Below are 23498 nucleotides of genomic sequence, written 5' to 3'. Positions count from 1 at the left end.
CCGCCGCCGCGGGCCAGGACCCCGACCCGCTGCTCTCCCGCGCCCTGCTCCTCACCGTCAACGGCGTGGCGGCCGGCCTGCGCAACACCGGCTGACGCTCCCACGGACATGACGGTGCCCCCGAGTCGTCCACTCGGGGGCACCGTCTTTGTGGTGGTACGTCAGGCCCGGCGCCGCCGGACCACCAGGTAACCGCCGCCCGCCACCAGCGCCGCAGCGGCACCGGAGAGCAGACCGACCGGGACGCCGTTGCCGGTCTCGGCGAGGTCGCCCGAGCCGCCGCCCTGCGCCGACGGCGAGGAGGACGCGGAGACGGAGCCGGCCTCGGAGGAGGACGGGCTCGGCGCGGCGGAAGCGCCGTCCGACGGAGACGCGGACGTGGACGCGGCAGCCGACGACGACGGGGTCGAGGTCGGGGTCGAGCCGCCCGCGCCCTCGTCCTCGCAGTCCGTCCAGAACACCTTGTGCTTCGCGGCACCCTTCTCGCCGTCGAAGTTCCAGAACAGCTTGTAGTGGCCGTCGGGCAGCGACAGGTCCTCCGTACGGCCGTGACCCTGGGCGTCCAGGGTGATGTCGCCGGTCTTCACCGTCGCGCCCTTGGAGGCCGCGGTCGGGGCCCAGGCCTCGATGTGCCAGTCGACCTTCTGGACGCCATCGAAGCCGAAGGCGTCCAAGTAGAAGGTGCAAACGTGCGGCTCGTTGCGCTTCAGCTCCTCTCCGGTCGTGGCGTCGTGGATCTTCACGGTGCCGTTGTCACCAGGGCCTGCGGCAACAGCGGTGGCGTGGGCGGCGACCGGGGCTGCGAACAGCGCGGCCGCTGCGACGGCGGAGAGCGCGCCGGCGCGGGTGAGGGTACGCATGGGGCAAGTCCATCTTCGAGTTACGGACGGGAAGATGTGGAGGGGGCGGCTCAGCATCCAGCCCCGACTGACCGAAGGTCAATCACGAACAGGCAACACTCAGATCCTCCACAGATGCGGAGGGCGGCGAAGGCGTCAAACCGTCATGAACGCGGCCGTCAGCAGAGCGATCCCGGATACCGCCAGCAGCCACGCGGCCCGCGTCCGCCGCAGCCCGCCCGCCACGACCACCGACGCCAGCAACAGCGCCCCGCCCAGCGGGACCCACGCGTACAGAACCCCGCCCGGCCCCGAGCGCACCACCTCGTCGCTCCCCGGCAGCACGACGACCGCGTAGCTCCGGCCCTTCTTCACCGCGACCGACCTGTCGATGACCACCTGCCGCCGGACCGGCGCCCCTTGCGCGGCCGGCGTGTACGGACCGGTGCAGGTGTCCTCACCGCACGTCGTCACCGCGACCGTGCCGTGCTCCCGCCCCTTGGTCAGCATCACGTACGGGGCGGTCCGCCACGACGCCCACACCCCGGCGATCAGGATCAGCACGGCGACCGTGCCCATCGCCGCCAGCCGCCCGAACCGCAGGGCGGTGACGGAGGCCTGACGGGTGGCGGTGGCTGCGGGCATGGCGGGGATCATTGGCCATGCTCCGACGGTCAGTCAAACCCGCTGGGGGACATGTCAGGAGTTGTACGGGTCCGTGCCCAGGAGTTGCGCCGCGTCATGCTCAGGAGTTGTACGAACTCTGCGCCCGCTCCAGCCCCTCCACCACCAGACACTCCACCGCGTCCGCCGCCCGGTCCACGAAGTAGTCCAGCTCCTTGCGCTCCGCCGAGGAGAAGTCCTTCAGCACGAAGTCCGCGACCTGCATCCGCCCCGGCGGCCGGCCGATCCCGAACCGCACCCGGTGATAGTCCGCACCGAACGCCTTCGTCATCGACTTCAGCCCGTTGTGCCCGTTGTCCCCGCCGCCCAGCTTCACCCGCAGGGTCCCGTAGTCGATGTCCAGTTCGTCGTGCACGGCCACGATGTTGGCGACCGGCACCTTGTAGAAGTCCTTCAGGGCGTTCACCGGCCCACCCGAGAGGTTCATGTACGACATCGGCTTGGCGAGGATCACCCGCCGGTTCGCCGGGCCCACCGGACCGATCCGCCCCTCCACGACCTGCGCCTGAGCCTTCCCGGCCCGCTTGAACCTCCCCCCGATCCGCTCGGCCAGCAGATCGGCCACCATGAACCCCACGTTGTGCCGGTTCATGGCGTACTCGGGCCCGGGATTCCCGAGGCCCACGATCAGCCACGGGCCATTGGCGTCGGTCGTCACGTCCATGTCTCCTCGATACACGCCAGCCGCTGCCCCCTGAGGGAACAGCGGCTGACAGAAAAGTGAGCGTCAGGCTCAGGCCTCGGCGACGGCCTCGTCGCCCTCGGACTCCTCGCCCGCCGACTCCTCCGCCTGCGCGGCCAGGACCTGCAGCACGACCGCGTCCTCCTCGACGGCCAGCGTGGTGCCGTTCGGCAGCGTGATGTCCTTGGCGAGGACGGAGGCACCGGCCTCCAGGCCCTCGATCGAGACGCTGACGGACTCGGGGATGTGGGTGGCCTCGGCCTCGACCGGGAGCGCGTTCAGCACGTGCTCCAGCAGGTAGGCGCCCGGGGCCAGCTCACCCTCGGTGTGGACGGGGACCTCGACCGTGACCTTCTCGCCGCGCTTGACCAGCAGCAGGTCGACGTGCTCCAGGAAGCCCTTGATCGCGTCGCGCTGCACGGCCTTCGGGATCGCCAGCTCGGTGCGGCCCTCGATGTCCAGCGAGATCAGGACGTTCGGCGTACGCAGCGCCAGCAGCAGGTCGTGGCCCGGAAGCGTCAGGTGCAGCGGGTCCACGCCGTGGCCGTACAGCACACCGGGAACCTTGCTGTCACGACGGATACGACGGGCGGCACCCTTGCCGAACTCGGTGCGCGTCTGGGCGGCGAGCTTCACCTCGGACATGATCACTCCTCGTAGAGGTAGAAACGGACGGGGTCACCCGGCCACGAACGGCCTGCTACGAAGAGCGCGTCGATAACGGACAGCCGAACCCCGAAAAGAAACGGGAACGGCCTCCCTCGCCGAGCAACTGGGGCAGTCTACTCGGCGAGGGAGGCCGCAGAAAAATCGATCACTCCCGAGGGAGACGGGCCTACTGCTCGTCGAACAGGCTCGTCACCGAACCGTCCTCGAACACCTCACGCACCGCGCTCGCGATCGTCGGCGCGATCGACAGCACCGTGATCTTGTCCAGCTCCAGCTCGCTCGGCGTCGGCAGCGTGTTCGTGAACACGAACTCACTCACCTTGGAGTTCTTCAGCCGGTCCGCCGCCGGACCCGACAGCACCCCGTGCGTCGCCGTCACGATGACGTCCTCCGCGCCGTGCGCGAACAACGCGTCCGCCGCGGCACAGATCGTCCCACCGGTGTCGATCATGTCGTCCACCAGCACACACACGCGGCCCTCCACCTCACCGACCACCTCGTGCACGGTGACCTGGTTCGCCACGTCCTTGTCCCGGCGCTTGTGCACGATCGCCAGCGGCGCGCCCAGCCGGTCGCACCAACGGTCCGCCACCCGCACCCGGCCCGCGTCCGGGGACACCACCGTCAGCTTGTCCCTCTCGACCTTCGCGCCCACGTAGTCCGCGAGCAGCGGAAGCGCGAAGAGATGGTCCACCGGACCGTCGAAGAAGCCCTGGATCTGGTCCGTGTGCAGATCGACCGTCAGAATCCGGTCCGCACCCGCCGTCTTCATCAGATCCGCGATCAACCGCGCCGAGATCGGCTCACGGCCACGGTGCTTCTTGTCCTGACGCGCATAGCCGTAGAACGGCACGATCACCGTGATCGACCGTGCCGAGGCCCGCTTCAACGCGTCGATCATGATCAACTGCTCCATGATCCACTTGTTGATCGGAGCCGTGTGGCTCTGGATCAGGAAGCAGTCCGCACCACGTGCCGACTCCTGGTAACGGACGTAGATCTCGCCATTGGCGAAGTCGAAGGCCTTCGTCGGGACGACCCCGACACCCAGCTGCTGGGCGACCTCCTCGGCAAGCTCGGGGTGGGCGCGGCCGGAGAAGAACATCATCTTCTTCTCGCCGGTCGTCTTGATCCCGGTCACAGCACTGTCTCCTCAGAGGTGTCTCAGCAGGTGGGGTGCGGATGTGCACTTATCACGGTACGCCGTGTCTGACCCGACCGTTTCCGGTCAGCCTTCGCCTTCCTCCCGGCGAGCAGCCGCCTCCGCCGCCCTCGCCGCCGCGCTCCCCGGACGCTTGCGCGCCACCCAACCCTCGATATTCCGCTGCTGACCACGGGCCACGGCCAGCGAACCGGGCGGAACGTCCTTGGTGATCACGGACCCGGCAGCGGTGTACGCACCGTCCCCGACCGTGACAGGAGCCACAAACATATTGTCGGAGCCGGTACGGCAGTGCGACCCCACCGTGGTGTGGTGCTTCTCCTGTCCGTCGTAGTTGACGAACACGCTGGCGGCACCGATGTTCGTGTACTCACCGATCGTCGCGTCACCCACGTACGACAGATGCGGGATCTTCGTCCCCTCACCGATCGAGGAGTTCTTCGTCTCCACGTACGTACCGATCTTGCCCTTCGCACCGAGACGCGTGCCCGGACGCAGATAGGCGTACGGCCCCACCTTCGCCTCCGGCCCCACCTCCGCGCTGTCGGCCACCGCGTTGTCGACCCGGGCACCGGCGCCGACCCTCGTGTCCGTCAGCCGGCAGTTGGGCCCTACCTCCGCGCCCTCGCCGACGTGCGTGGAACCGTGCAGCTGCGTACCCGGATGCACGACGGCGTCCCGCTCGAACGTCACCGTGACGTCCACCCAGGTCGTCGCCGGATCGATCACCGTGACCCCGTCCAGCATCGCCCGCGTCAGCAGACGGTCGTTGAGGATCCGCCGCGCCTCGCTCAGCTGCACCCGGTTGTTGATCCCGGCGATCTCACGATGGTCGCCGGCCACCGAGGCCCCGACCCGGTGCCCCGCCTCACGCAGGATCCCGAGCACGTCCGTCAGGTACTCCTCACCCTGACTGTTGTCCGTCCGCACCTTCTTCAGCGCCTCGGCGAGAAGCTGCCCGTCGAACGCGAACACCCCGGAGTTGACCTCCCGGATGCTCCTCTGCACTTCCGTGGCGTCCTTGTGCTCGACGATCCCGGTGACGGCGCCGGTGGCCTCGTCCCGGATGATCCGCCCGTACCCGGTGGCGTCCGGGACCTCGGCGGTCAGCACGGTGACGGCGTTGCGGTCGGAGGCATGGGTGGCGGCCAGCCGCGTCAGCGTCTCGCCGGTCAGCAGCGGGGTGTCACCGCACACGACGACGACGGTCCCCTCGACCGACCCGCCGAGCCCCTCCAGGGCGATCCGTACGGCGTGCCCGGTGCCGTTCTGCTCCTCCTGCACGGCGGTACGGGCGGCCGGATCGGTCTCGGCGAGGTGGGCCGCGACCTTCTCCCTCGCGTGCCCGACCACGACGACCAGGTTCTCGGGGTCCAACTCGCGGGCTGCGGCGAGGACATGGCCCACCAGGCTGCGGCCACAGATCTCGTGCAGGACCTTCGGTGTGGCCGACTTCATACGGGTGCCCTCACCCGCTGCGAGAACGACGACGGCTGCCGGGCGAATGGCGCTCACGGGGTTGCCCTTCGGCTTCTGGAATGGTGGGGACATCCGCAGGATACCGGGGCGTTTCGTGGGGGACATGAGAGCGGGCCCTGACCGTGCGTTCAGCGGTCAGGGCCCGAACCGAGCTTGGCTCCCCCGCCAGGACTCGAACCCGGACATATGGCACCAAAAGCCACAGTGCTGCCAATTACACCACAGGGGAACAAACATCACCGAAACGGACATTCAGTCAGTCCGTCGAGCGGCGCCTCCTACTATGCCGTACCAGGCACCATCCATGCGACGGTACAGGTCGGCACTCCGCAGTACGTCCTCAATGTCGCCTGCTGGAACGCGGTGGGTTCCACGCCGAGGAGATCGCCAGGGGCGACCTGCGTCGGCTCCAGGTGGAACAGGGGTGTTCCAAGAGCTCGATCCCCCTTTGCGTACGAGACCTGTCTGGGGGGTGGTGGTTGATCGGTCACGGAGTGTGGTGTAGGCCAGTCGTGGAAACTCGACGGAAAACCAGCCACGAACGACCGTAGGCTGGAGGCATGACCACGACGGGGGAAGACCATGCCACGGTCCGGGGAGGGCCGTGGTGGTGGACCAGGTGGCGCAGTGCCGCGTTGGATGTCGGGCTGGCTGTCGCGTCCGCGGTGGAGTGCGGGTTCGAGGGGATCCGGTTCGCGCGGGACGCGGGGATCCCGCTGGCCGCGGGGATCGTGTTCGGCGTGCTGGCCGGTTCCGCGTTGCTCGTGCGCCGGCAGTGGCCGATAGCCGTCGTCCTTGTCTCGATCGCCATCACGCCCGCCCAGATGGGCTATCTCATGGGCATCGTCGGCCTGTACACGCTCGCCGCGTCGGAGTTGCCGCGCCGCATCATCGGCTCGCTGGCCGGCATGTCGCTGGTGGGCATGCTGATCGTGATGTTCGTGCGGGTGCGGCAGGACATGGCCCACGGCGGTCTGGACCTGGGTGACTGGTTCGTGCCGTTCGCGTCGATCACGACGGCGATCGGGATGACCGCGCCGCCGCTGCTGCTGGGGCTGTATGTCGGTGCCCGGCGCCGGCTGATGGAGAGTCTGCGGGAGCGGGCGGACAGCCTGGAGCGCGAGTTGCAGCTGCTGGCGGAGCGGGCCGAGGAGCGTGCGGAGTGGGCGCGCGGCGAGGAGCGGACGCGGATCGCGCGGGAGATGCACGACGTGGTCGCGCACCGGGTGAGTCTGATGGTGGTGCACGCGGCGGCGTTGCAGGCCGTGGCCCGCAAGGACCCGGAGAAGGCCGTGAAGAACGCCGCGCTGGTGGGGGACATGGGGCGGCAGGCGCTGACCGAGTTGCGGGAGATGCTCGGGGTGCTCAGGAGCGGGGAGGGTTCGCGGCGGGCGCAGCAGCCGGTTCCGCTGGCCGCTGTCGGGATGGCTGCCGCGGTGGCCGCGTCGAGGGTTGTCGACGAGGGCGACGGGCCGTGGCTCTCGGAGCTGGAGGAGTTGGTCGGGCAGTCGGCAGCGGCCGGGATGGTGGTGGCTCTGTCGGTCGAGGGGGATGTGCGCTCGTACGCGGCGGAGATCGAGCAGACGGCGTACCGCGTGGTGCAGGAGGCGTTGACCAACGTCCACAAGCACGCGGCGGGTGCGAAGACGTATGTGCGGGTGGCGCACCGGGTGTCGGAGATCGCGATGCAGGTGGAGAACGAGCCGCCGCCGGAGCTCGCGTCGGCGTCGTCGGCGCGGTTGCCCTCCGGGGGGAACGGGCTGGTGGGGATGAAGGAGCGGGTCACCGGGCTGGGTGGTGTGTTCGTGTCGGGGCCGACGGACGCGGGGGGTTTCCGGGTGTCGGCGGTGATTCCGGCGGCGTAGGCCCTTCGCCGGTCAGCCCGCGGTGAGCCGTACGGGTTCGATGCCCGCGACGAGGGCGGCGAGGGCCTGGTCGATGTCGGGGCCGAGGTACCAGTCTCCGGTGTGGTCGAGGGCGTAGACGCGGCCTTCGGTGTCGATGGCGAGGAGGGCGGCGGAGTCGGTCTCGGCGCCGAGGGGGCTGACCTCGCGGTCGAGGGCGCGGCCGAGGTCGGCGAGGGTGCGGGCCATGTGGAGGCCGTGCAGGGGGTCGAGGTGGATCGCGGTGGGGGCGATCTGGCGGCCGGGTCCGGTGGGGGTGATGTGCAGGCCGCCGAACTCGGCCCAGGCCTCGACGGCGGCGGGGAACACGGCGTGCCGGTGGCCGGCGGGCGAGGTGTGTTCGCGCAGGGCGTCGGCCCAGATCTCGGCCTGCTTTATGTCCCAGCGTCCGGGTTGCCAGCCGGCGGCGCGCAGGGCGGCGTCGACGGGTACGGGGAAGCGCGTGGTGGAGGTGCGGTCGGGGTGCATCTGCCCTTCGATCGTCGAGTTCGCCGGCGTCACTGACCGGCCCTGGGGGCCGTGCTGTCGTACGGGTTGGTCGGGGGAGTCAGTCGCCTGCCGCTGCCGGGTCGACGACGCGGACGCCGAAGTGGGCGCTGAGCGCGGTGCAGGCTCGGCAGGGTGCCGCGAAGCTGCCGTGCAGGGGGTCGCCGTCCTCGCGGATGCGGCGGGCGGTGAGTTTGGCCTGCTTGAGGGCTTTGCGGGCTTCGCCGTTGGTCATGGGCTTGCGGGCGGCGCGCTTGCTGCGGGCGGCGTCCGCGGCGGCTATGTGGCGGGAGATGAGGATGGTCTCGGCGCAGCGGCCGGTGAAGCGGTCGCGTTGGGCGCTGGTGAGGGTGTCGAGGAAGTCCTGCACGAGGGGGTGCAGGGGTGGCGGCTGGTCGCCGCGGGCGGCGGTGCCGGTGAGGGTGGCGCCGCGGACGGAGAGGGCGGCGGCGACGGTGGGGAGTATGCCGTCGCGGCGGTGCAGGAGGGTGGGGGCGGAGGCGTGGGTGGTGGCGCTCCAGCCGATGCGGGGGTCGCCGGACAGGCCGCGGTGCGGCGTGGCGGACGTGCCCGCGTGTGGTCCCGTCTGCGTCGCGTTCATGATCGTCATCCCCTCCGTGCATCCCCCCGGAGGAGACAGACTGCCAAACTCCGTTGCTGGTGCGGTAGCTGGGGCGGTGCGACACGCCCGGGTTTGGGCGGTCCGTGAGGGCGGGGTGACGGCTGGTCACGGAAGCGGAGGGTGGCTGACCGGGGCCCGGTGACCGGTGCGGTCGTACCGCATAGGCTGTCGGCACCGCTTTCGTGCGGGTGGCGCTTGCCGGCATGCGTGAGGGCGTGTGGTGGCGGGCGCGGTGTGGTCACGACGTGAGTCGGGACGGACGAGACAGTCGATACGGGGCGTGGTGGGCGGCGGGTGCCGGTCGCCGCGGTTCGTACCAGAGTGCCGCAGGGGGCAACCGCCATGACGACAGGTCGGCTCGGGCTGGGGGCGCCGCCCAGCCGCCAGGCTGGGGGACAAGCCGCGCCGCCGAACGCGGCCTATGCCGGGCAGGTCGTGCATTTCCCGGATCCGGTCCGGGCGGCCCGTCACCCGAGAGGGGTACGGGTCGACGAGCGCGGTTACCCCGATTTCTCTCCCTACGCGCGTGCGGCCGCGGAGATCGCGGAGGCGCCGGAGGGTTTCGGGGTCGACGAGCTGCGGCTGACGGACTACGTGTCGGCGAACGCGGCGTTGGCGGCTTCGGGTCATGACCTGTGGGACACGGTGGTGCCGGTGGCGACGCCGCACGGCTGGACGTGGCATCACGTGGCGGGCAGCCGGCGGCTGGAGCTGATCCCGGTCGAGGTGAAGGCGCTGCTGCGGCATCACGGCGGGATCGCGACGTCGGCGGTGGACCAGGACAAGCGAGGCACGCGGCCGTTGCAGGAGACGCGTCCGGCGCATTTCGGGCTGCCGAAGTCGGGGGTGGCGGTGACGGAGGCGCAGGTGCAGGGGGTCGAGGAAGACCTCGGGTACCGGTTGCCGGGTGCGTACCGTTCGTTCCTGAAGGCGGCGGGCGGCTGCGCGCCGGTGGGCACTGCGCTCGACGCGGGGCTCGGCCTGCTGATCGACCAGCCGTTCTTCACGGTGCGCGACGAGGCCGCGGTCAATGACCTGGTGTACGTCAACAAGTGCCTGCGCGACCATCTGACCAAGGACTATCTGGGCGTCGGGTTCGTGCAGGGCGGGTTGCTCGCGGTGAAGGTGAAGGGCGAGCGCATCGGTTCTGTGTGGTTCTGCGCGTACGACGACGTGCGGGACGTCGATCCGTCGTGGGCACCTGCGGAGCGGGTGGAGCGTCTGCTGCTGCCGTGCGGTGAGGACTTCGACGTGTTTCTGTCCCGACTGGCGGGATCCCCGCCGGAGTTGGAGACGGTGGCGAATCTGATGGTGGACGGCGGTTTCGCGCGGTCCGTTCCCGTGGTGGGGGAGTGAGCCGGCGATGGTGACGTTCGCGCAGGCGCAGGAGCGCGCCGAGGAGTGGATCAACGGTGACGTGCCGTCGTACCAGCACCGTGAGGTGCGGGTACGGGAGTTCGAGCTCGGTTTCGTGGTGTGGGCGGAGGATCGTGCGGAGGGCCCGCGGTCGGACGGCGGCGCCCAGCGGCTGGTGATCGCCCGGGACAGCGGCGAGGCAACGCTGTGGCCCTCGCTGCCGGTGGGTGAGGTCATCCGCCGTTACGAGGAGGAGTACGGCCGCCCGGACCCCGCCGACGAACCGGCGCCGCCGGCCGCGTCCTCCCCCCGCGTCGACCTGAACCAGACGTCGTTCCTGTTGAGCCCTCCGGAGTGGCTGCAGGACGCGGCGGACAAGCTGGGGATCGGGGAGCGGCGGAGTGAGGGGGCGGCTGCGGCTGCGGCTGCGGGTGGTGCTGCGGCCGGCGCGGGTGCGGTGTCCGGTGCGGGTGCGGGGGCCGGTGCGGGTGCCGGTGGTGATGGGCGTGGGGTTGGCTCGTCTGGTTCTGGTGCGTCGGGGGGCACGCTTCCCGAGACGCAGCCCGGGGTGCCGGTCGGGGCTTCCGGTGACTTGAACTCGCCCGGCGCTCGGGTCGGTTCGGGGGCGCCCGGAGCTGCCGGTGCGCCGAACGTGTCCGCCGGGGCGACTCCTTGGGCCGGGACCGACACCAACGCGGATGTGGGCGAGGACCGTTCCGTGCCGTTGCCGGCGACCGTCTTCGCGCCGCCGCTGAGCGACATCGAGGACGCGCCTCCGTCGGCGCCGTCGACCCCGCCCGACGCCGAGACGGCACTGATCGCGGGCGGCAGCCAGCTTCCGCCCACGGCGGTGGCGCAGGCGCTGGACGACCGGGGGGCGTCGGGCGCGGGGGGTGTGCCTGGGGCGCCCGCGGGACAGAGTGCGTCGGGCGTGTCCGGAGTGCCGGGGGCGCACGGTGCGCATGGTGCGTCGGGCGGGCCAGGTGGTGCGCTGGGGGCGCCCGCGGGTGCTGGTGCGCCGGGTACGCCGCCGCCTCCGCCCGGGCCGGGTGGACCGGCGTACGGCTATCCGCAGGGTGCGGGTGGTGCGGGGGCGCCGGGGGCGCCCGCGCCGGGTTCCGCGCCTCCGCCGCCGCCGGGTGCGTCGTCGTATGGGTATCCGCAGGGGGCTGGCGGTGCGGGAGCGCCTGGCTCGTCTCCGGGGGCTTCGGCTCCGGGGCCGGTGCCTCCGCCTCCGCCGGGTGCGTCCTCCTATGGGTATCCGCAAGGGGCCGGTGGGGCGCCGGGTATGCCGCAGCCTCCGGGGGCGCCGGGGCTTGCGCCGAACGCCGGGGACATCGCCGATGCTGCGACCAGCAAGGCCGCGCCTCCGTCGCGTCGGGGGTCGACTCCGCCGCCCCCGCCGAGCGCCCCGGGGGCACCGGGAGCGCGGACGGGCAGCGCACCTCCGCCTCCGCCGGGGCCCGGTGCGGGCGGGTACGTGCCCACGCAACTCGTCTCAGCGCTCGGTCCTGACGGTCCGGAGGGGGCTGCGCAGACCCCGGGCGCACCGCATCCGCCCGGCGCGCCGAACCCGCCGGGCGCCCCTCAACCGCCCGGTGCGCCGAACTCGCCAAGCGGTGCTCCGCCGGGCGGCGCCCACCACGCCGCGACGGTGCTTGCCGACCCGGGTCGAATGGGCCCGGGTGGGGGCGCGCCGCAGCCTCCGGGCGCCCCGGGTGTTCCGGGTGCCCCAGGCTTCCCGGGCGCACCCGGCGCGCAGGCGTTTCCGGGCGCCCCGGGCACGCCGAACGCGCCCGGCGCGTCCGGAGCCCCAGGAGCCCCCGGTATGCCGAGCGCGCCCGGCGCTCCTCAGCCTCCCGGCGCCCCGCAGCCTCCGGGCGCCCCCGGCGCAGCCGGTTTCCCGGGGGCGCCCCAGGGGCCTGGAGCGCCCGGCGCGTCTCAGCCTCCGGGCGCCCCGGGTGTACCCGGCACGCCCGGCGCATCCCAACCGCCAGGCGCCCCGGGCATGCCGGGTGCGCCCGGCGCTCCTCAACCCCCCGGCGCCCCCGGCGCACCAGCCGCCCCCGGCGCGCACGGTTCTGCAGGGGGCGCGCCCGGGCCCGTTCACCACGCGGAGACCGTGTTGGCCGCGCCGCCTGTGGGTGGTCCCGGCGCTCCGCCGGTGGGTGGTCCCGGTGCACCGGGCGTGGGTGGTCCCGGTGTTCCTCCGCCGCCGCAAGCCCCCGGCGCGCTCGGTGCTCCGGGCGCCCCCGGTGTGGCTCCCGGGGCTCCTGGGGCTCACATGGGCCCGGGTGCGCCCCAGCCGCCCATGCCGCCGGGGCCCGGTGGGATGCCGGCGCCGGGGCAGCCGTCGGCGTACGGGTATCCGCAGCAGCCCGCCGGGCAGCCGACCGTCGGTCCCGGGTATCAGGCCGTTCTTCGGTACCGGGCGCAGGACGGTTCCGAGCAGCAGGTGATCCGGCGGTCCGCGCCGGGGACGCCGCACCCGGAGTGGCAGATCTTCCACGAGCTGCGCGGCATGAACGTGCCGCCGGACCAGGTGCTGGAACTGCACACCGAGTTGGAGTCCTGCGAGCTGCCGGGTGCGTACTGCGCGCGGATGATCCGGGAGCAGTGGCCGCAGGCGCGGATCACCAGCATCGCGCCCTACGGCACCGATCACGCGAGCCGGCAGCAGGGCATGCGGCAACTGCTCGCGCATCAGGGAGAGTTGCACCAGGTGGCGGACGGGCCGGCGCGCCCCGCGCCGGTGCGTGCGCCGTTGCCGCCGGTGCAGGCGGCGCCGCCGGTTCCGCCGGAGGCCGTGGCGCAGGAGCTCGCGGCGGCGTTCGGGCCGGGCGTCTTCCGGTTCGAGCAGGCCGCGGTCTCCCGGCAGGGCGTGCCGCCGATCGTGGCGCAGTCGCTGGTGACGGCGGGACTGCCGCTGGACATGGGCCCGTTCTTCTGGGCGCAGGCGCAGCCGGGTCGGCCGGTGCCGACGCTCGCCGAACTGGCGCAGGAGCGCGGTGTGCAGCCGGCGTCGGACGCGGCCTCCTACCTCGTTATGGGCAGCGACTTCGGCAAGGCGCTGTGCGTGCAGTACGGCACGGCGAACATCGTGGCCGTCCCCGTGGAGGCCGGGCCCGGCGGTGCTCCGGTGCCGCCGCAGTTCGTGAACACGGGGCTGCCCGAGTTCCAGCGCTGCCTTGCGCTGCTCGGCCGGATGTGGCGGCTGCGGTTCGGTCTCAACCAGGAGCAGGCGGGCCGCTGGACCGTCGACTTCCAGGCCCAGCTGGCCTCCCTCGACCCGGCGGCGCTCGGGTCGCCGGAGAGCTGGTGGTCGGTGCTGCTCGAGCAGATGTGGGACGGCTTGTTGTGACACCGACGTTCCCCTGACACGAGGAACCCTTCGGGCCGGGCCCGGTCACTGTGACCGGGCCCGGCCTTTTTGTGTGCGCATTCTGGCCGCGACCCGCGTGCGGAGTGTCGGGTTATGAACACTTACGTCCGATACATCAAGATGTGCGCGAAATCATCATTTCGCGTCCGTTCGGCGGAGAGGGGTTCCAGGATGAGCAGCGCATCGGTCTCGGCCCATGGCTTCGGGGCCGTACGAGGGCGCGGTTACCGTCCCGACCAGGTCGACGCGTACGCCGCCGCCCTCTCCGACGACCGGGACGCCGCGTGGGAGAGGGCCGCCCGGCTCACCGTGCTCGCCAGGGAGATGGAGGAGGAGGCGGAGGACCTTCGGGAGACCGTGGCGCACCTCTCGCCGCAGACGTACGAGACGCTCGGCGAGGGCGCGCGGCGGCTGTTCCAGTGCGTGGAGGAGGAGGCCGCCGCCGTGCGGGAGCGCGCGCGGCAGGAGGCGCAGCGCCTTGTGGAGACGGCGCAGGCGCGCGCGGCCGGCGTGCGCGACGCGGCGCAGGCGCGCGCCGACGCCGTGCGCGCCGAGGCCGAGGAGCGCGCCCGGCAGCGGTTGCTCGCGGCGCAGGCCGAGGCCGACGAGATCCGGATCTCCGCCCGGCGCGCGGTGAAGGACGGGCGGGGTGAGGCCTTGGGGGTGCTCAGGGAAGCGCGCGAGCGCACCTCCGGGATGCTCGCCGATCAGGCCAAAGAGTTCGCCGAGCGATTGGCCGAGTTGGAGCGGGCCGAGGCCGAACGGGTGGCCGCGGTCGATGCGCGGGAGGCCGAACGGGTCGCGCGGGCGGAGGAAGCGCTGGCCGAGGCGGAACGGGAGTTCCGTGAGGCCGAGGAGGCCGCGCTGCGGTGCCAGGAGGAGGCGCGGGTACGGGCGGCGGAGATCCTCGCGGAGGCGCGGGCCGGTGAGGAGCAGATCACCCGGGACACCGAACGGCTGCTGCGCGAGCACGCGGAGCGGTGGGACGACGTGCAGGCGCAGATGGACTACGTGCGCAGCAGCCTCACGGCGCTGACGGGCTCCGCGTCGGGGGAGTGACGCGCGCGGGACCGGCGCCGGGTGCCGCATGAGGGCGCCCGGCATGCGCCGGGCGCCACTTCTCACCCGCCCCTCCGCACCGCCCCCGCCAGAATCCACCCCTCCACCGCCTCGTACTGATGCCGCTGTTCCTCCGACGCCCGCCGTCCCGAGAGCACCGTGCCCAACCAGCCGAACAGGAAGCCCAGGGGGATCGTCACCAGGCCCGTCGTGGTGAACGGGAACCAGTTGAAGTCGGCATCGGGGAAGGCGGAGACGGGGGAGCCCGAGACCAGGTTGGTGCCCGGCATCAGGAGCAGGACGGCCACGCTGCCGCCGATCAGGGTGCACAGCAGGCCCGCCCGGGTGTAGCGGCGCCAGAAGAGGCTGTAGACCAGGGCGGGCGCGATGGCGGAGGCGCCGAGGCAGAAGGAGAGGGTCACCAGGGGCTGCAGGCTGTGGTGCTGGACCAGGGTGGCCAGCAGGATCGCGGGAACGCCGACCGCCAGGGCGGAGACCCGGGCGAGCCCCATCTCGCGGCGCGCCGACATCTCCCGGACCCGGGCCGCGAAGACGTCGTGGGCGAGGGAGTTGGCGCAGGCGAGGATCATGCCGGCGACGGAGGCGAGCAGGGTGAGGAAGATCGCCGTCGTGATCGTCGTGAAGAGGAAGGTCTCCGCGGTGGAGACCTCGGGGCCGAACGCGGCGCGGGAGCCCAGCAGATAGGCCGTGTTGCCGCGCGGGTCGGCCTGCGCGATGGCCGCCCGCCCGATCAGCGCCGTCGCGCCGAAGCCGACGACCGTCATGATGAGGACGAAGAGGACCACCATCGACACCGCCCAGGACATCGAGCGGCGCACCTGCCGGGCGCTGGAGGCGGTGTACATGCGCATCGTGACGTGCGGGAGGCAGGCGCCGCCGATGACGACCGTCAGTTGCGAACTGATCATGTCCAGGCGGGGGTTGGGGCTGCCGGCGAACTCCACGCCCGAGTGGAGAAAGGCGGTGCCGACCCCGCTCTGCGAGGCGGCCGCGTGGAACAGGGCCCCGGGGTCCCAGTCGAAGCGACGCAGGATCAGTACGGCCACGACCGCGCCCGAGCCGATCAGCATCACGATCTTCAGGATCTGGATCAGGGCGGTGCCTTTCATCCCGCCGATGGCGGCGTAGCTGATCATCAGGGCACCCAGGCCGATGATGCAGCCGGTCTTCAGGGAGTCGCCGGAGAAGCCGAGGATGAAGGCCAGCAGCTGTCCCGTGCCGGCGAGCTGGACCAGCATCAGCGGCAGCAGCGCGGCGATGGTCACCGCGCACGCCGTGATGCGCACCGCGCGCCCCGGCATCCGTCGCGCCAGCGCGTCGCCCATGGTGAACCGGCCCGCGTTGCGCAGGGGTTCGGCCAGCAGGAACATCAGCAGCATCAGCGACAGGGCGGTGCTGAGGGCGAGCACGACGCCGTCGTAACCGCACAGGGCGATGACCCCGCCGGTGCCGAGGACGCTCGCGGCGGAGATGTAGTCGCCGGCGATGGCGAGACCGTTGCGCATGGGGGAGAGGGAGCCGTAGCCGGTGTAGAACTCGTCGAGGTCGTCGCGGTCGGGGCCGGTCATCACGCACAGCAGCAGGGTGATCGTGGCGATCGCGGAGAAGGCGACGAGGGACATGGCCTGGGCGTTGCCGCTGAAGCCGTTGGTCATCGGGCCGCCTCCCGCTTGGCGTCCACCGCGGACTGCTTGCGGATGCGGTCGGCGATCGGGTCGACGTAACGGCGCGCGGTGTGCTCGTACAGCGCGATGGCCAGCCAGGTGACGGGGATCTGGATCAGCGCGAGCAGCAGTCCGGTCGGCAGGCCGTCGGTGACGTCGTCGGCCATGACCGACGGCGCGAAGGCGGACAGGACGAGGAACAGGATGAAGTAGCCGAGCGCGGTCAGGGTGGCGGTGCGGCGCTGCCAGCGATAGGCGCTGCGCAGGATCCGCAGGTCGCTGTGGTGCCCGAGCGGTGGATGCGGCGGGCGGCGCCGGGGCGGCTCGGGCGGGTCCGCGATGGGCGGCTGCCAGGGGTACGTGGCCTCGTAGGACGGCGAGGAGTCGTACTGCCGGTACTGCTGGGGTTGTTGTGCGGGTCGGTACGGGTACGACGGGGACGGGTCGTAGGACATCCCGGTACTCCTTGCGTGGCTCGGGTCCGGTGCGGACCGCAAGGGAGGTGGGGGCGGCGGAGTCCCGCACGTTACTCGGCGGTTCGGAATTGCACAGCCTTTTCGACAAACTGTCCGGTCGGTATGCGCTTACTTCGCTGACCTGTGACGTTACCCGCGTTAACTCTGATCTTTGGAGCCTGCACAACCGTTCGGCGTGGTCGGGGGTCTGATGAGCGGGGACCCGCGTTACCCCGCCGCTCGTCTGTCCGTCGCTATGAGTTCATGTGGGGTACGCGTGTTCCAGACGTCTTCTCTTCCCCTGCGCCTCCTCCGGGCCGTCGGCCCCATCGGCGTCCTCGCCCTGGTCGCGCTGGGTGCCGCTCCCGCCGTGGCCGACGAGCCGTCACCCGGTTTGGTCCTGGGAGCCATCGCCCCGGTCGACGGGGCGAGGCCGGGCAGCACCCTGCAGTTGCCGACCAGCTTCACGAACACGGGCCCGAAGGCACTCGACAAGGTCTGGCTGTCGTACACCCTCACCCGCGGGCTGAGCCACACGGGACTGGCCGGACTGCCGTCCAACTGCTGGTACCTCGAGATCCCGGAGGAGGACGAGGAGCCGAACAAGACCGACGCGGTGTGTGAGTTCGACCAGACGGTGAAGCCCGGTGTCGTCTTCGCCCCTGAGAAGCAACTGAGCATCGACGTGCGCGACAGCGCGCTGTACGACAGGGCCGAGGTGGCCGTCGTGAGCTCCGGCTTCCCCTATCCGGGGGACAACTTCTCGCATCCGGTGCCCGGAACGGCACCCGCGATCAAGCTGGTCGAGCAGCCCGACGCCACTCCGGCGCCTCCCGGCAGCGCGAAGCACGCGGACGGGGATTTCGTCTGGGTGCCGGTGACGTCCGAGAACACGGCCGACTTCCAGGTCACCGGGGCGCGCGTCGAGGGCCGCGTCGGGGACACCGTCCCCGTGACCGTGAAGTACACCAACGCCGGACCGGGGTGGGTGTGGCGGCCGGGTCACGGCCAGGCGGTGCACGTCCTGGTCAGGATGCCCGCCGGTACGACGGTGACCAAGAGCGATCCCTACTGCAGCAGGAAGGGGCCCGGGAGCTACGGCTGCAGTACTGAGGTCTTCTGGGTGAAGGAGGGCTACGAGCGGAATTACACCTTCCAGGTGCGGATCGACAAGGCCGTGCCGGGGGCCCGGGGATCGGTGGAACTCACCGGCGGGTCCCGGCCGTTCGACCCGAACGCGAAGAACGACAAGGCCGACATCCCGACCGACGTCACCGGCGGTGGCGCGTCGCCGAACGGCGGTGCGAGCGCGACGCCCTCGACCGGACCCTCCCCCGCGTCCGGCGGGGGCCTGGCCAACACCGGTTCCGGTCCGGCCCTGCCGCTCGCGGGCGCCGCGGCGGCGGCCGTCGTCCTCGGCGCGGGCGCCCTCCTGGCGGCACGCCGCCGCGCGAGCCGACGGTAGCCCCGGCGGATATTCGGTGCGGAGACAGTGACCAGGACCGCCTCCGCCGCCGGTGACCCCAGTGGGCCTTCGCGACCCGAGGCGGCGACCGGACCGGCTCCTCGCCCTCTCACTCCTCCTTGAGCACCGGGAAGCGTCGCGGGGCGAGGAACAGCAGGACGAGGAAGGCCGCTGCGGCGGCGCAGCCCGCGCCGATGTACACCGCGTGCACCGCGTCCGCGATCGCCCGGCGCGTCGCCTCCGGTACGGCGCCCGAGTCCAGGCCCCGGGTCACCGAGTCCAGGTCGCCGGCGCCGCCCAGGCGGGAGGCGAGCACCCCGTTGGCGACCGCGCCGAAGACGGAGGCGCCGATCGTCTGGCCGGTCTGGCGGCAGAAGAGCACCGAGGCGGTCGTGGTGCCCCGTTCCGCCCAGCCCACCGTCGACTGCACGCCCACGATCAGCGGGAGTTGGAACAGCCCCAGCGCCGCGCCCAACAGCAGCATCAGCAGCATCGGTTGCCAGGCCGATCCCGGGTACGGCAGGAACGGGAACGCGAACAGGAGCAGCGCCGCCGTGCCGATGCCCAGCATCGCCGTGTTGCGGAATCCGATCCGCCGGTACACGTGCTGGCTCAGCGCCGCCGACACCGGCCAGGTCAGCGTCCAGACCGAGAGCACGAAGCCCGCCGCCACGGGCGCGAGACCCAGCACCGACTGCGCGTACGTCGGCAGGAACACGCTCGGCGCCACCATCAGCAGCCCCAGCGCGCCCAGGGCGAGGTTGACGGCCGCGATCGTCCGCCGCCGCCACACCCACCCGGGGATGACCGGCTCGGCCGCACGGCGTTCGATCACGACCACGGTACCGGCGAGCGCGAACCCCGAACCGAACAGCGCCAACGAGCGCGCCGACAGCCACGGCCAGGCCACCCCGCCCTGCACCAGCGCCGTCAGCAGCACGCCCCCGCACGCGAACACCGCCAGCGCGCCCGCCCAGTCGATGCGCGGACGGCGCTCGAACTCCCGTCGCCGCTCCCGCAGATGACGGATGACCAGCCACAACGCCACCGCCCCGATGGGGAGGTTGACCAGGAAGATCCAGCGCCAGCCGGCGTACGCGGCGAGCAGGCCGCCGATTCCGGGGCCGGCCACCGCCGACACCGCCCAGACCGTGGACAGCTTCGACTGGATCCTGGGCCGTTCCTCCAGCGGGTACAGGTCGGCCGCGAGCGTCTGCACCGTGCCCTGCAACGCGCCGCCGCCCAGCCCCTGGACGATGCGGAAGGCGATCAGCGCGCCCATGTTCCAGGCCGCGGCGCACAGCAGCGAGCCGAGCAGGAACACCGCGGCGCCCGCGACGAGCACCGGTTTGCGGCCGAAGGTGTCGGAGAGCTTGCCGTACACCGGGAGCGTGACCGTGACCGCGAGCAGGTAGCCGGAGAAGAGCCAGGAGAAGTACGAGAACCCGCCGAGGTCGCCGACGATCTGGGGGACGGCGGTGGAGACGATGGTGGCGTCGAGCGCCGCGAGCGCCATCGCGAGCATGAGCGCGGCGACGACCGCTCCGCGTCTGTGCGTGTCCGCCGGCCGGCCGGGCGCCACACCGGCACGTGTCTCTGTGCCCCCCTGGTCCACGTGATTCCTTTCCCCTTGCATCTATCCGCCGTCCGACAGCTTCCCACTTGACCCTGACGCAGCGGGAGGGTGGAGCCTGAGTGGGCCGGTGGGTGGAGCGAACCCCGAGATCGACTCCACCTGTCGGTGGACGGCCCCTAGGGGTCCCCTCCGTACTACGGCTGGGGGAGGGTTCGTCCCCCTGGAGGACGAGAGGGGCCGGGACCGGTCCTTAACCTGGCTTTACGCCGCTGGGGAGCGGTCGGGGGGCGGTTCACCGAACCGGCGGGGGTGGGGTTTACCCCCGTACAAGAGGGTGCCGAGCACCAGCGCGCGGGACCCCTCTTCGACGCCAGACTCATCGACGTACCGATCCGCACAGCTCATCCGCAGGCAGCCCGGTGTCATCGGCTGCCCGACATAGGAGACTTACCATGACTTCGGCCGTGACCATTCCCAGGCACGGGGGCACTGGAGGACGGACGGCCGTCGCCGCGCGGGCGCGGCAGGTCGTCAAGGCGTACGGGGCCGGGGAGACCCGCGTCGTCGCCCTCGACCATGTCGACGTGGACATCGCCCGCGGCCAGTTCACCGCGATCATGGGCCCCTCGGGGTCCGGCAAGTCCACCCTGATGCACTGCCTCGCCGGGCTCGACACCGTCACCAGCGGGCAGATCTACCTGGACGAGACCGAGATCACCGGGCTGAAGGACAAGAAGCTCACCCAGCTGCGGCGGGACCGGATCGGGTTCATCTTCCAGGCGTTCAACCTGCTGCCCACGCTGAACGCGATCGAGAACATCACGCTGCCCATGGACATCGCGGGCCGCAAGCCGGACCGGCAGTGGCTCGCGCGCGTGGTGGACACCGTCGGCCTCGCGGACCGGCTCAAGCACCGGCCCACCCAGCTCTCCGGCGGACAGCAGCAGCGCGTCGCCGTGGCCCGCGCGCTGGCCGCCCGGCCCGAGATCATCTTCGGTGACGAGCCGACCGGAAACCTCGACTCGCGCGCGGGTGCCGAAGTGCTGGGCTTCCTGCGGCAGTCCGTGGACGAGCTCGGGCAGACCATCGTCATCGTCACGCACGACCCGGTCGCCGCCTCCTACTCGGACCGCGTGCTGTACCTCGCCGACGGCCGGATCGTCGACGAGATGTACAAGCCCACCGCGGAGGCCGTCCTGGACCGCATGAAGGACTTCGACGCCCGGGGGCGTACGTCATGACCGTGATGAAGACCTCGATGCGCAACTTCTTCGCGCACAAGGGGCGCATGGCCCTCTCGGCGATCGCCGTGCTGCTGTCGGTGGGCTTCGTCTGCGGGACGCTGGTGTTCACCGACACCATGAACACCACCTTCGACAAGCTGTTCGCGGCCACCTCCTCCGATGTCACGGTGAGCGCGAAGGGCGCCTCGGACAGCGGTGAGACCACGTCCGACAACGGCAAACCGCCGGTCATGCCGGCCTCCGTGGTCGCCAGGGTGAAGTCGGCGCAGGGCGTGAAGGCGGCGGAGGGGACCGTCTTCTCGACCTCGGTGACCGTCGTCGACGCCAAGAAGGACAACCTCTCGCCCTCCAGCGGCGCCCCGACCATCGTCGGCAGCTGGAACGGCAACGACGCCCGCACCATGAAGATCACCTCCGGTTCGGCGCCCAAGGGATCCGAGCAGGTGATGGTCGACGCCGACACCGCCGACAAGCACCACCTCAAGCTCGGTGACACGCTGGCCGTGATCAGCGCGGTCGGCACGCACGACGCACGGATCTCCGGCATCGCCTCCTTCCAGGTCACCAACCCCGGCGCGGCGATCTTCTACCTGGACACGAAGACCGCCCAGCAGACGCTCGTCGGGAAGACCGGTGTCTTCACCAACGTCAACGTCACCGCCGCCTCCGGGGTGAGCGACGACCAGCTGAAGCGGAACGTGGTCTCGGCGCTCGGCACCCACTACAAGGTGCAGACCGCCAAGGAGACCGCCGACGCCAACCAGAAGGACGTCGAGAGCTTCATGAACGTCATGAAGTACGCGATGCTCGGCTTCGCCGGAATCGCCTTCCTCGTCGGCATCTTCCTGATCATCAACACCTTCTCCATGCTGGTCGCCCAGCGCACCCGGGAGATCGGCCTGATGCGGGCCATCGGCTCCAGCCGCAAGCAGGTCAACCGGTCGGTGCTGGCCGAGGCGCTGCTGCTCGGCGTGACCGGCTCGGTCCTCGGCGTCGGCGCGGGCGTCGGACTCGCGGTCGGCCTGATGAAGGTCATGGGCCAGTTGGGCATGCATCTGTCCACCGCGGACCTCACGGTCGCCTGGACCACCCCGGTCGTCGGTCTGGTCCTCGGTGTCGTCGTCACCGTCCTCGCCGCGTACCTGCCAGCCCGCCGGGCCGGCAAGGTCTCCCCGATGGCCGCGCTGCGCGACGCCGGCGCCCCCGCCGACGCCAAGGCCGGTGCCGTACGGGCCGTGCTGGGCACGCTGCTGACCGCCGGCGGCGGCTTCGCCCTCTACCTGGCCGCCTCCGCCGACAAGGCGACCGGCGGCTCGCTCTGGCTGGGCCTGGGCGTGGTGCTCTCCCTGATCGGGTTCGTGGTGATCGGCCCGCTGCTCGCGGGCGGTGTCGTCCGGGTCCTGGGCGCCGTGCTGCTGCGGGCCTTCGGCCCGGTCGGGCGGATGGCCGAGCGCAACGCGCTGCGCAACCCGCGCCGTACGGGCGCCACGGGCGCCGCCCTGATGATCGGGCTCGCGCTGGTCGCCTGTCTGTCGGTGGTCGGCTCCTCGATGGTCGCCTCGGCGACGGACCAGCTCGACAAGACCGTCGGCACGGACTTCATCATCCAGTCCGACAGCGGCCAGATGATCACCCCGCAGGCGGTCAGGGCCGTGAAGTCGACGCCGGGCCTGAAGCGGGTCACCGAGTACAAGACGACCGAGGCCGACTACACCACCCCGGACGGCAGGACGCTCAAGAACACCGACATCACGGCGGCCGACCCGACGTACGCGACGGACCTGCGGGTCAAGACCGTCGCCGGGAACCTCAAGGACGCCTACCTGCCCGACTCGATGTCGGTGCACGAGAAGTTCGCCAAGGCGCACGACGTCCACCTGGGCTCGAAGATCCGCATCGCCTTCAAGGACGGCGCCACCGCCGACCTGACGGTCCGGGCCATCACCAGCAACGACGGGCTGATCGACGCGGGCTCGAAGTACACCTCCATCGCGACGCTCGCCAAGTACGTGCCGGCCGACAAGATGCCGCTGGACCAGCTGGTCTTCGCCACCGCCAAGGACGGGCAGCAGGACGCGGCGTACACGTCGCTGAAGTCCGCGCTGCACGACTACCCGCAGTACAAGGTGCGCGACCAGACCGACTACAAGCAGGCGCTGAAGGACCAGATCGGGCAGCTGCTCAACATGATCTACGGGCTGCTGGCGCTGGCGATCATCGTCGCGATCCTGGGTGTGGTGAACACGCTGGCCCTCTCGGTGGTCGAGCGGACCCGGGAGATCGGCCTGATGCGGGCCATCGGTCTCTCCCGCCGCCAGATGCGCCGGATGATCCGCATGGAGTCCGTGGTCATCGCCCTCTTCGGCGCCCTGCTCGGCCTTGGCCTCGGCATGGGCTGGGGCGCGACGGCCCAGAAGCTCCTCGCCCTGGAGGGCCTGAAGGTCCTGGAGGTCCCCTGGTCCACGCTGATCACGGTCTTCCTCGGCTCCGCGGTCGTGGGCCTGGTCGCCGCCCTGATCCCGGCTTTCCGGGCGGGCCGGATGAACGTCCTGAACGCGATCGCCACCGAGTAGGGGAGCCACGGGGGTACGACCACCGCACACGGGGGTTGCGGGGGAGAGCCCGGCGCCGGGACGTCCTTGGGGGGACGTCCCGGCGCCGGGTCTGTCGTGTCCCCAGCCGTTCCACAGCCCGACAGCGGTATCCACAGGCCCCGGCACGACCGCGGAGCGCGACGTACCCTGGGAAC

General features: G+C 71.5%; 19 protein-coding genes and 1 tRNA gene. 8 read left to right on the top strand and 12 right to left on the bottom strand.

The genetic code is table 11. The features are described 5' to 3' along the window. Positions 1-95 (top strand): phosphoenolpyruvate carboxylase (locus ABZZ74_RS26130; protein ID WP_356768851.1); only part of this gene is annotated, 95 nt, incomplete at its 5' end. Positions 96-161: 66 nt separating this feature from the next. On the opposite strand, the gene ABZZ74_RS26125 is transcribed toward ABZZ74_RS26130, so the two are convergent. From ABZZ74_RS26125 to ABZZ74_RS26095, 7 genes are all read right to left on the bottom strand, one after another. Next, positions 162-860, bottom strand: a complete 699-nt coding sequence (locus tag ABZZ74_RS26125) for an LPXTG cell wall anchor domain-containing protein (RefSeq protein ID WP_356768829.1) — start codon at positions 858-860, stop codon at positions 162-164. Between the two features lie 135 nt (positions 861-995). Then, entirely contained in the window at positions 996-1496 is a 501-nt protein-coding gene (locus tag ABZZ74_RS26120; RefSeq protein WP_356768827.1) for a hypothetical protein, read from the bottom strand. Between the two features lie 88 nt (positions 1497-1584). Continuing rightward, the gene (gene pth, locus ABZZ74_RS26115; protein WP_133045900.1) at positions 1585-2187 is read right to left on the bottom strand and encodes an aminoacyl-tRNA hydrolase; all 603 of its coding nucleotides are present in this window, start codon (positions 2185-2187) and stop codon (positions 1585-1587) included. A gap of 69 nt (positions 2188-2256) precedes the next feature. Further along, positions 2257-2850 carry a 50S ribosomal protein L25/general stress protein Ctc gene (locus tag ABZZ74_RS26110; RefSeq protein ID WP_356768824.1) on the bottom strand — a complete coding sequence of 198 codons (594 nt, stop codon included), beginning with the start codon at positions 2848-2850 and terminating at the stop codon, positions 2257-2259. 190 nt (positions 2851-3040) lie between these two features. Next, positions 3041-4015 carry a ribose-phosphate diphosphokinase gene (locus ABZZ74_RS26105; protein WP_133045902.1) on the bottom strand — a complete coding sequence of 325 codons (975 nt, stop codon included), beginning with the start codon at positions 4013-4015 and terminating at the stop codon, positions 3041-3043. 87 nt (positions 4016-4102) lie between these two features. Beyond that, positions 4103-5551, bottom strand: coding sequence for a bifunctional UDP-N-acetylglucosamine diphosphorylase/glucosamine-1-phosphate N-acetyltransferase GlmU (gene glmU / locus ABZZ74_RS26100; RefSeq protein ID WP_356768822.1), 1449 nt, complete (start codon positions 5549-5551; stop codon positions 4103-4105). Positions 5552-5669: 118 nt separating this feature from the next. Continuing rightward, positions 5670-5744 (bottom strand) — tRNA-Gln (locus tag ABZZ74_RS26095). Between the two features lie 331 nt (positions 5745-6075). Between ABZZ74_RS26095 and ABZZ74_RS26090 the strand changes: the two genes are divergently transcribed. Next, entirely contained in the window at positions 6076-7380 is a 1305-nt protein-coding gene (locus ABZZ74_RS26090; RefSeq protein ID WP_356768820.1) for a histidine kinase, read from the top strand. 12 nt (positions 7381-7392) lie between these two features. Here the strand turns inward: ABZZ74_RS26090 and ABZZ74_RS26085 are convergent, their stop codons facing one another. Continuing rightward, positions 7393-7887: an SUKH-3 domain-containing protein gene (locus tag ABZZ74_RS26085; RefSeq protein WP_356768849.1), complete on the bottom strand. Its 495-nt coding sequence runs from the start codon at positions 7885-7887 to the stop codon at positions 7393-7395. 79 nt (positions 7888-7966) lie between these two features. After that, positions 7967-8515 (bottom strand): YwqJ-related putative deaminase, encoded by a 549-nt coding sequence (locus tag ABZZ74_RS26080; protein WP_356768818.1) that lies wholly within the window; start codon positions 8513-8515, stop codon positions 7967-7969. A 354-nt stretch (positions 8516-8869) separates the two neighbouring features. Between ABZZ74_RS26080 and ABZZ74_RS26075 the strand changes: the two genes are divergently transcribed. The 3 genes from ABZZ74_RS26075 (at position 8870) to ABZZ74_RS26065 (ending at position 14324) form a co-directional block, all read left to right on the top strand. Then, positions 8870-9883, top strand: a complete 1014-nt coding sequence (locus ABZZ74_RS26075) for an SMI1/KNR4 family protein (protein ID WP_356768847.1) — start codon at positions 8870-8872, stop codon at positions 9881-9883. Positions 9884-9890: 7 nt separating this feature from the next. Next, the gene (locus ABZZ74_RS26070; RefSeq protein WP_356768816.1) at positions 9891-13244 is read left to right on the top strand and encodes an SUKH-4 family immunity protein; all 3354 of its coding nucleotides are present in this window, start codon (positions 9891-9893) and stop codon (positions 13242-13244) included. A gap of 192 nt (positions 13245-13436) precedes the next feature. Further along, positions 13437-14324: a cellulose-binding protein gene (locus tag ABZZ74_RS26065; RefSeq protein WP_356768814.1), complete on the top strand. Its 888-nt coding sequence runs from the start codon at positions 13437-13439 to the stop codon at positions 14322-14324. 62 nt (positions 14325-14386) lie between these two features. Here ABZZ74_RS26065 and ABZZ74_RS26060 read toward each other — a convergent pair whose 3' ends face one another. Continuing rightward, positions 14387-16000, bottom strand: a complete 1614-nt coding sequence (locus ABZZ74_RS26060) for a cation acetate symporter (protein ID WP_356768812.1) — start codon at positions 15998-16000, stop codon at positions 14387-14389. Continuing rightward, complete coding sequence (locus tag ABZZ74_RS26055; RefSeq protein ID WP_356768810.1) at positions 15997-16464, bottom strand: DUF485 domain-containing protein; 468 nt, start codon at positions 16462-16464, stop codon at positions 15997-15999. The genes ABZZ74_RS26060 and ABZZ74_RS26055 overlap by 4 nt, the downstream gene beginning before the upstream one ends. 277 nt (positions 16465-16741) lie before the next feature. Between ABZZ74_RS26055 and ABZZ74_RS26050 the strand changes: the two genes are divergently transcribed. Then, entirely contained in the window at positions 16742-17929 is a 1188-nt protein-coding gene (locus ABZZ74_RS26050) for a hypothetical protein (RefSeq protein ID WP_356768808.1), read from the top strand. A gap of 109 nt (positions 17930-18038) precedes the next feature. On the opposite strand, the gene ABZZ74_RS26045 is transcribed toward ABZZ74_RS26050, so the two are convergent. Further along, a complete protein-coding gene (locus ABZZ74_RS26045; protein WP_356768806.1) occupies positions 18039-19565 on the bottom strand; it encodes an MFS transporter in 1527 nt (508 codons plus the stop codon). Positions 19566-19957: 392 nt separating this feature from the next. Here ABZZ74_RS26045 and ABZZ74_RS26040 point away from each other — a divergent pair, with 392 nt between their 5' ends. Together ABZZ74_RS26040 and ABZZ74_RS26035 are read left to right on the top strand one after the other, a co-directional pair. Then, positions 19958-20746: an ABC transporter ATP-binding protein gene (locus ABZZ74_RS26040; RefSeq protein WP_133045909.1), complete on the top strand. Its 789-nt coding sequence runs from the start codon at positions 19958-19960 to the stop codon at positions 20744-20746. Further along, the gene (locus ABZZ74_RS26035) at positions 20743-23322 is read left to right on the top strand and encodes an FtsX-like permease family protein (RefSeq protein ID WP_356768804.1); all 2580 of its coding nucleotides are present in this window, start codon (positions 20743-20745) and stop codon (positions 23320-23322) included. The genes ABZZ74_RS26040 and ABZZ74_RS26035 overlap by 4 nt, the downstream gene beginning before the upstream one ends. Positions 23323-23498: the final 176 nt, after the last annotated feature.

It is taken from the genome of Streptomyces sp. NPDC006476, assembly GCF_040612015.1.
In the GTDB taxonomy this organism is placed as follows: domain Bacteria; phylum Actinomycetota; class Actinomycetes; order Streptomycetales; family Streptomycetaceae; genus Streptomyces; species Streptomyces griseorubiginosus_B.
Note: the sequence above shows the minus strand (reverse complement) of the source record. Positions and strands in the feature narration are given on the sequence as shown.

Bases quoted from the DNA above. Each gene is read 5' to 3' on its own strand.
- ABZZ74_RS26065 (WP_356768814.1), top strand. From the start codon at position 13,437: ATGAGCAGCGCATCGGTCTCGGCCCATGGCTTCGGGGCCGTACGAGGG.
- ABZZ74_RS26070 (WP_356768816.1), top strand. From the start codon at position 9,891: ATGGTGACGTTCGCGCAGGCGCAGGAGCGCGCCGAGGAGTGGATCAAC.
- ABZZ74_RS26055 (WP_356768810.1), bottom strand. From the start codon at position 16,464: ATGTCCTACGACCCGTCCCCGTCGTACCCGTACCGACCCGCACAACAA.
- pth (WP_133045900.1), bottom strand. From the start codon at position 2,187: ATGGACGTGACGACCGACGCCAATGGCCCGTGGCTGATCGTGGGCCTC.
- ABZZ74_RS26120 (WP_356768827.1), bottom strand. From the start codon at position 1,496: ATGATCCCCGCCATGCCCGCAGCCACCGCCACCCGTCAGGCCTCCGTC.
- ABZZ74_RS26075 (WP_356768847.1), top strand. From the start codon at position 8,870: ATGACGACAGGTCGGCTCGGGCTGGGGGCGCCGCCCAGCCGCCAGGCT.
- ABZZ74_RS26080 (WP_356768818.1), bottom strand. From the start codon at position 8,515: ATGACGATCATGAACGCGACGCAGACGGGACCACACGCGGGCACGTCC.
- ABZZ74_RS26045 (WP_356768806.1), bottom strand. From the start codon at position 19,565: ATGCAAGGGGAAAGGAATCACGTGGACCAGGGGGGCACAGAGACACGT.
- ABZZ74_RS26110 (WP_356768824.1), bottom strand. From the start codon at position 2,850: ATGTCCGAGGTGAAGCTCGCCGCCCAGACGCGCACCGAGTTCGGCAAG.
- ABZZ74_RS26060 (WP_356768812.1), bottom strand. From the start codon at position 16,000: ATGACCAACGGCTTCAGCGGCAACGCCCAGGCCATGTCCCTCGTCGCC.
- ABZZ74_RS26035 (WP_356768804.1), top strand. From the start codon at position 20,743: ATGACCGTGATGAAGACCTCGATGCGCAACTTCTTCGCGCACAAGGGG.
- ABZZ74_RS26125 (WP_356768829.1), bottom strand. From the start codon at position 860: ATGCGTACCCTCACCCGCGCCGGCGCGCTCTCCGCCGTCGCAGCGGCC.
- ABZZ74_RS26085 (WP_356768849.1), bottom strand. From the start codon at position 7,887: ATGCACCCCGACCGCACCTCCACCACGCGCTTCCCCGTACCCGTCGAC.
- ABZZ74_RS26040 (WP_133045909.1), top strand. From the start codon at position 19,958: ATGACTTCGGCCGTGACCATTCCCAGGCACGGGGGCACTGGAGGACGG.
- ABZZ74_RS26090 (WP_356768820.1), top strand. From the start codon at position 6,076: ATGACCACGACGGGGGAAGACCATGCCACGGTCCGGGGAGGGCCGTGG.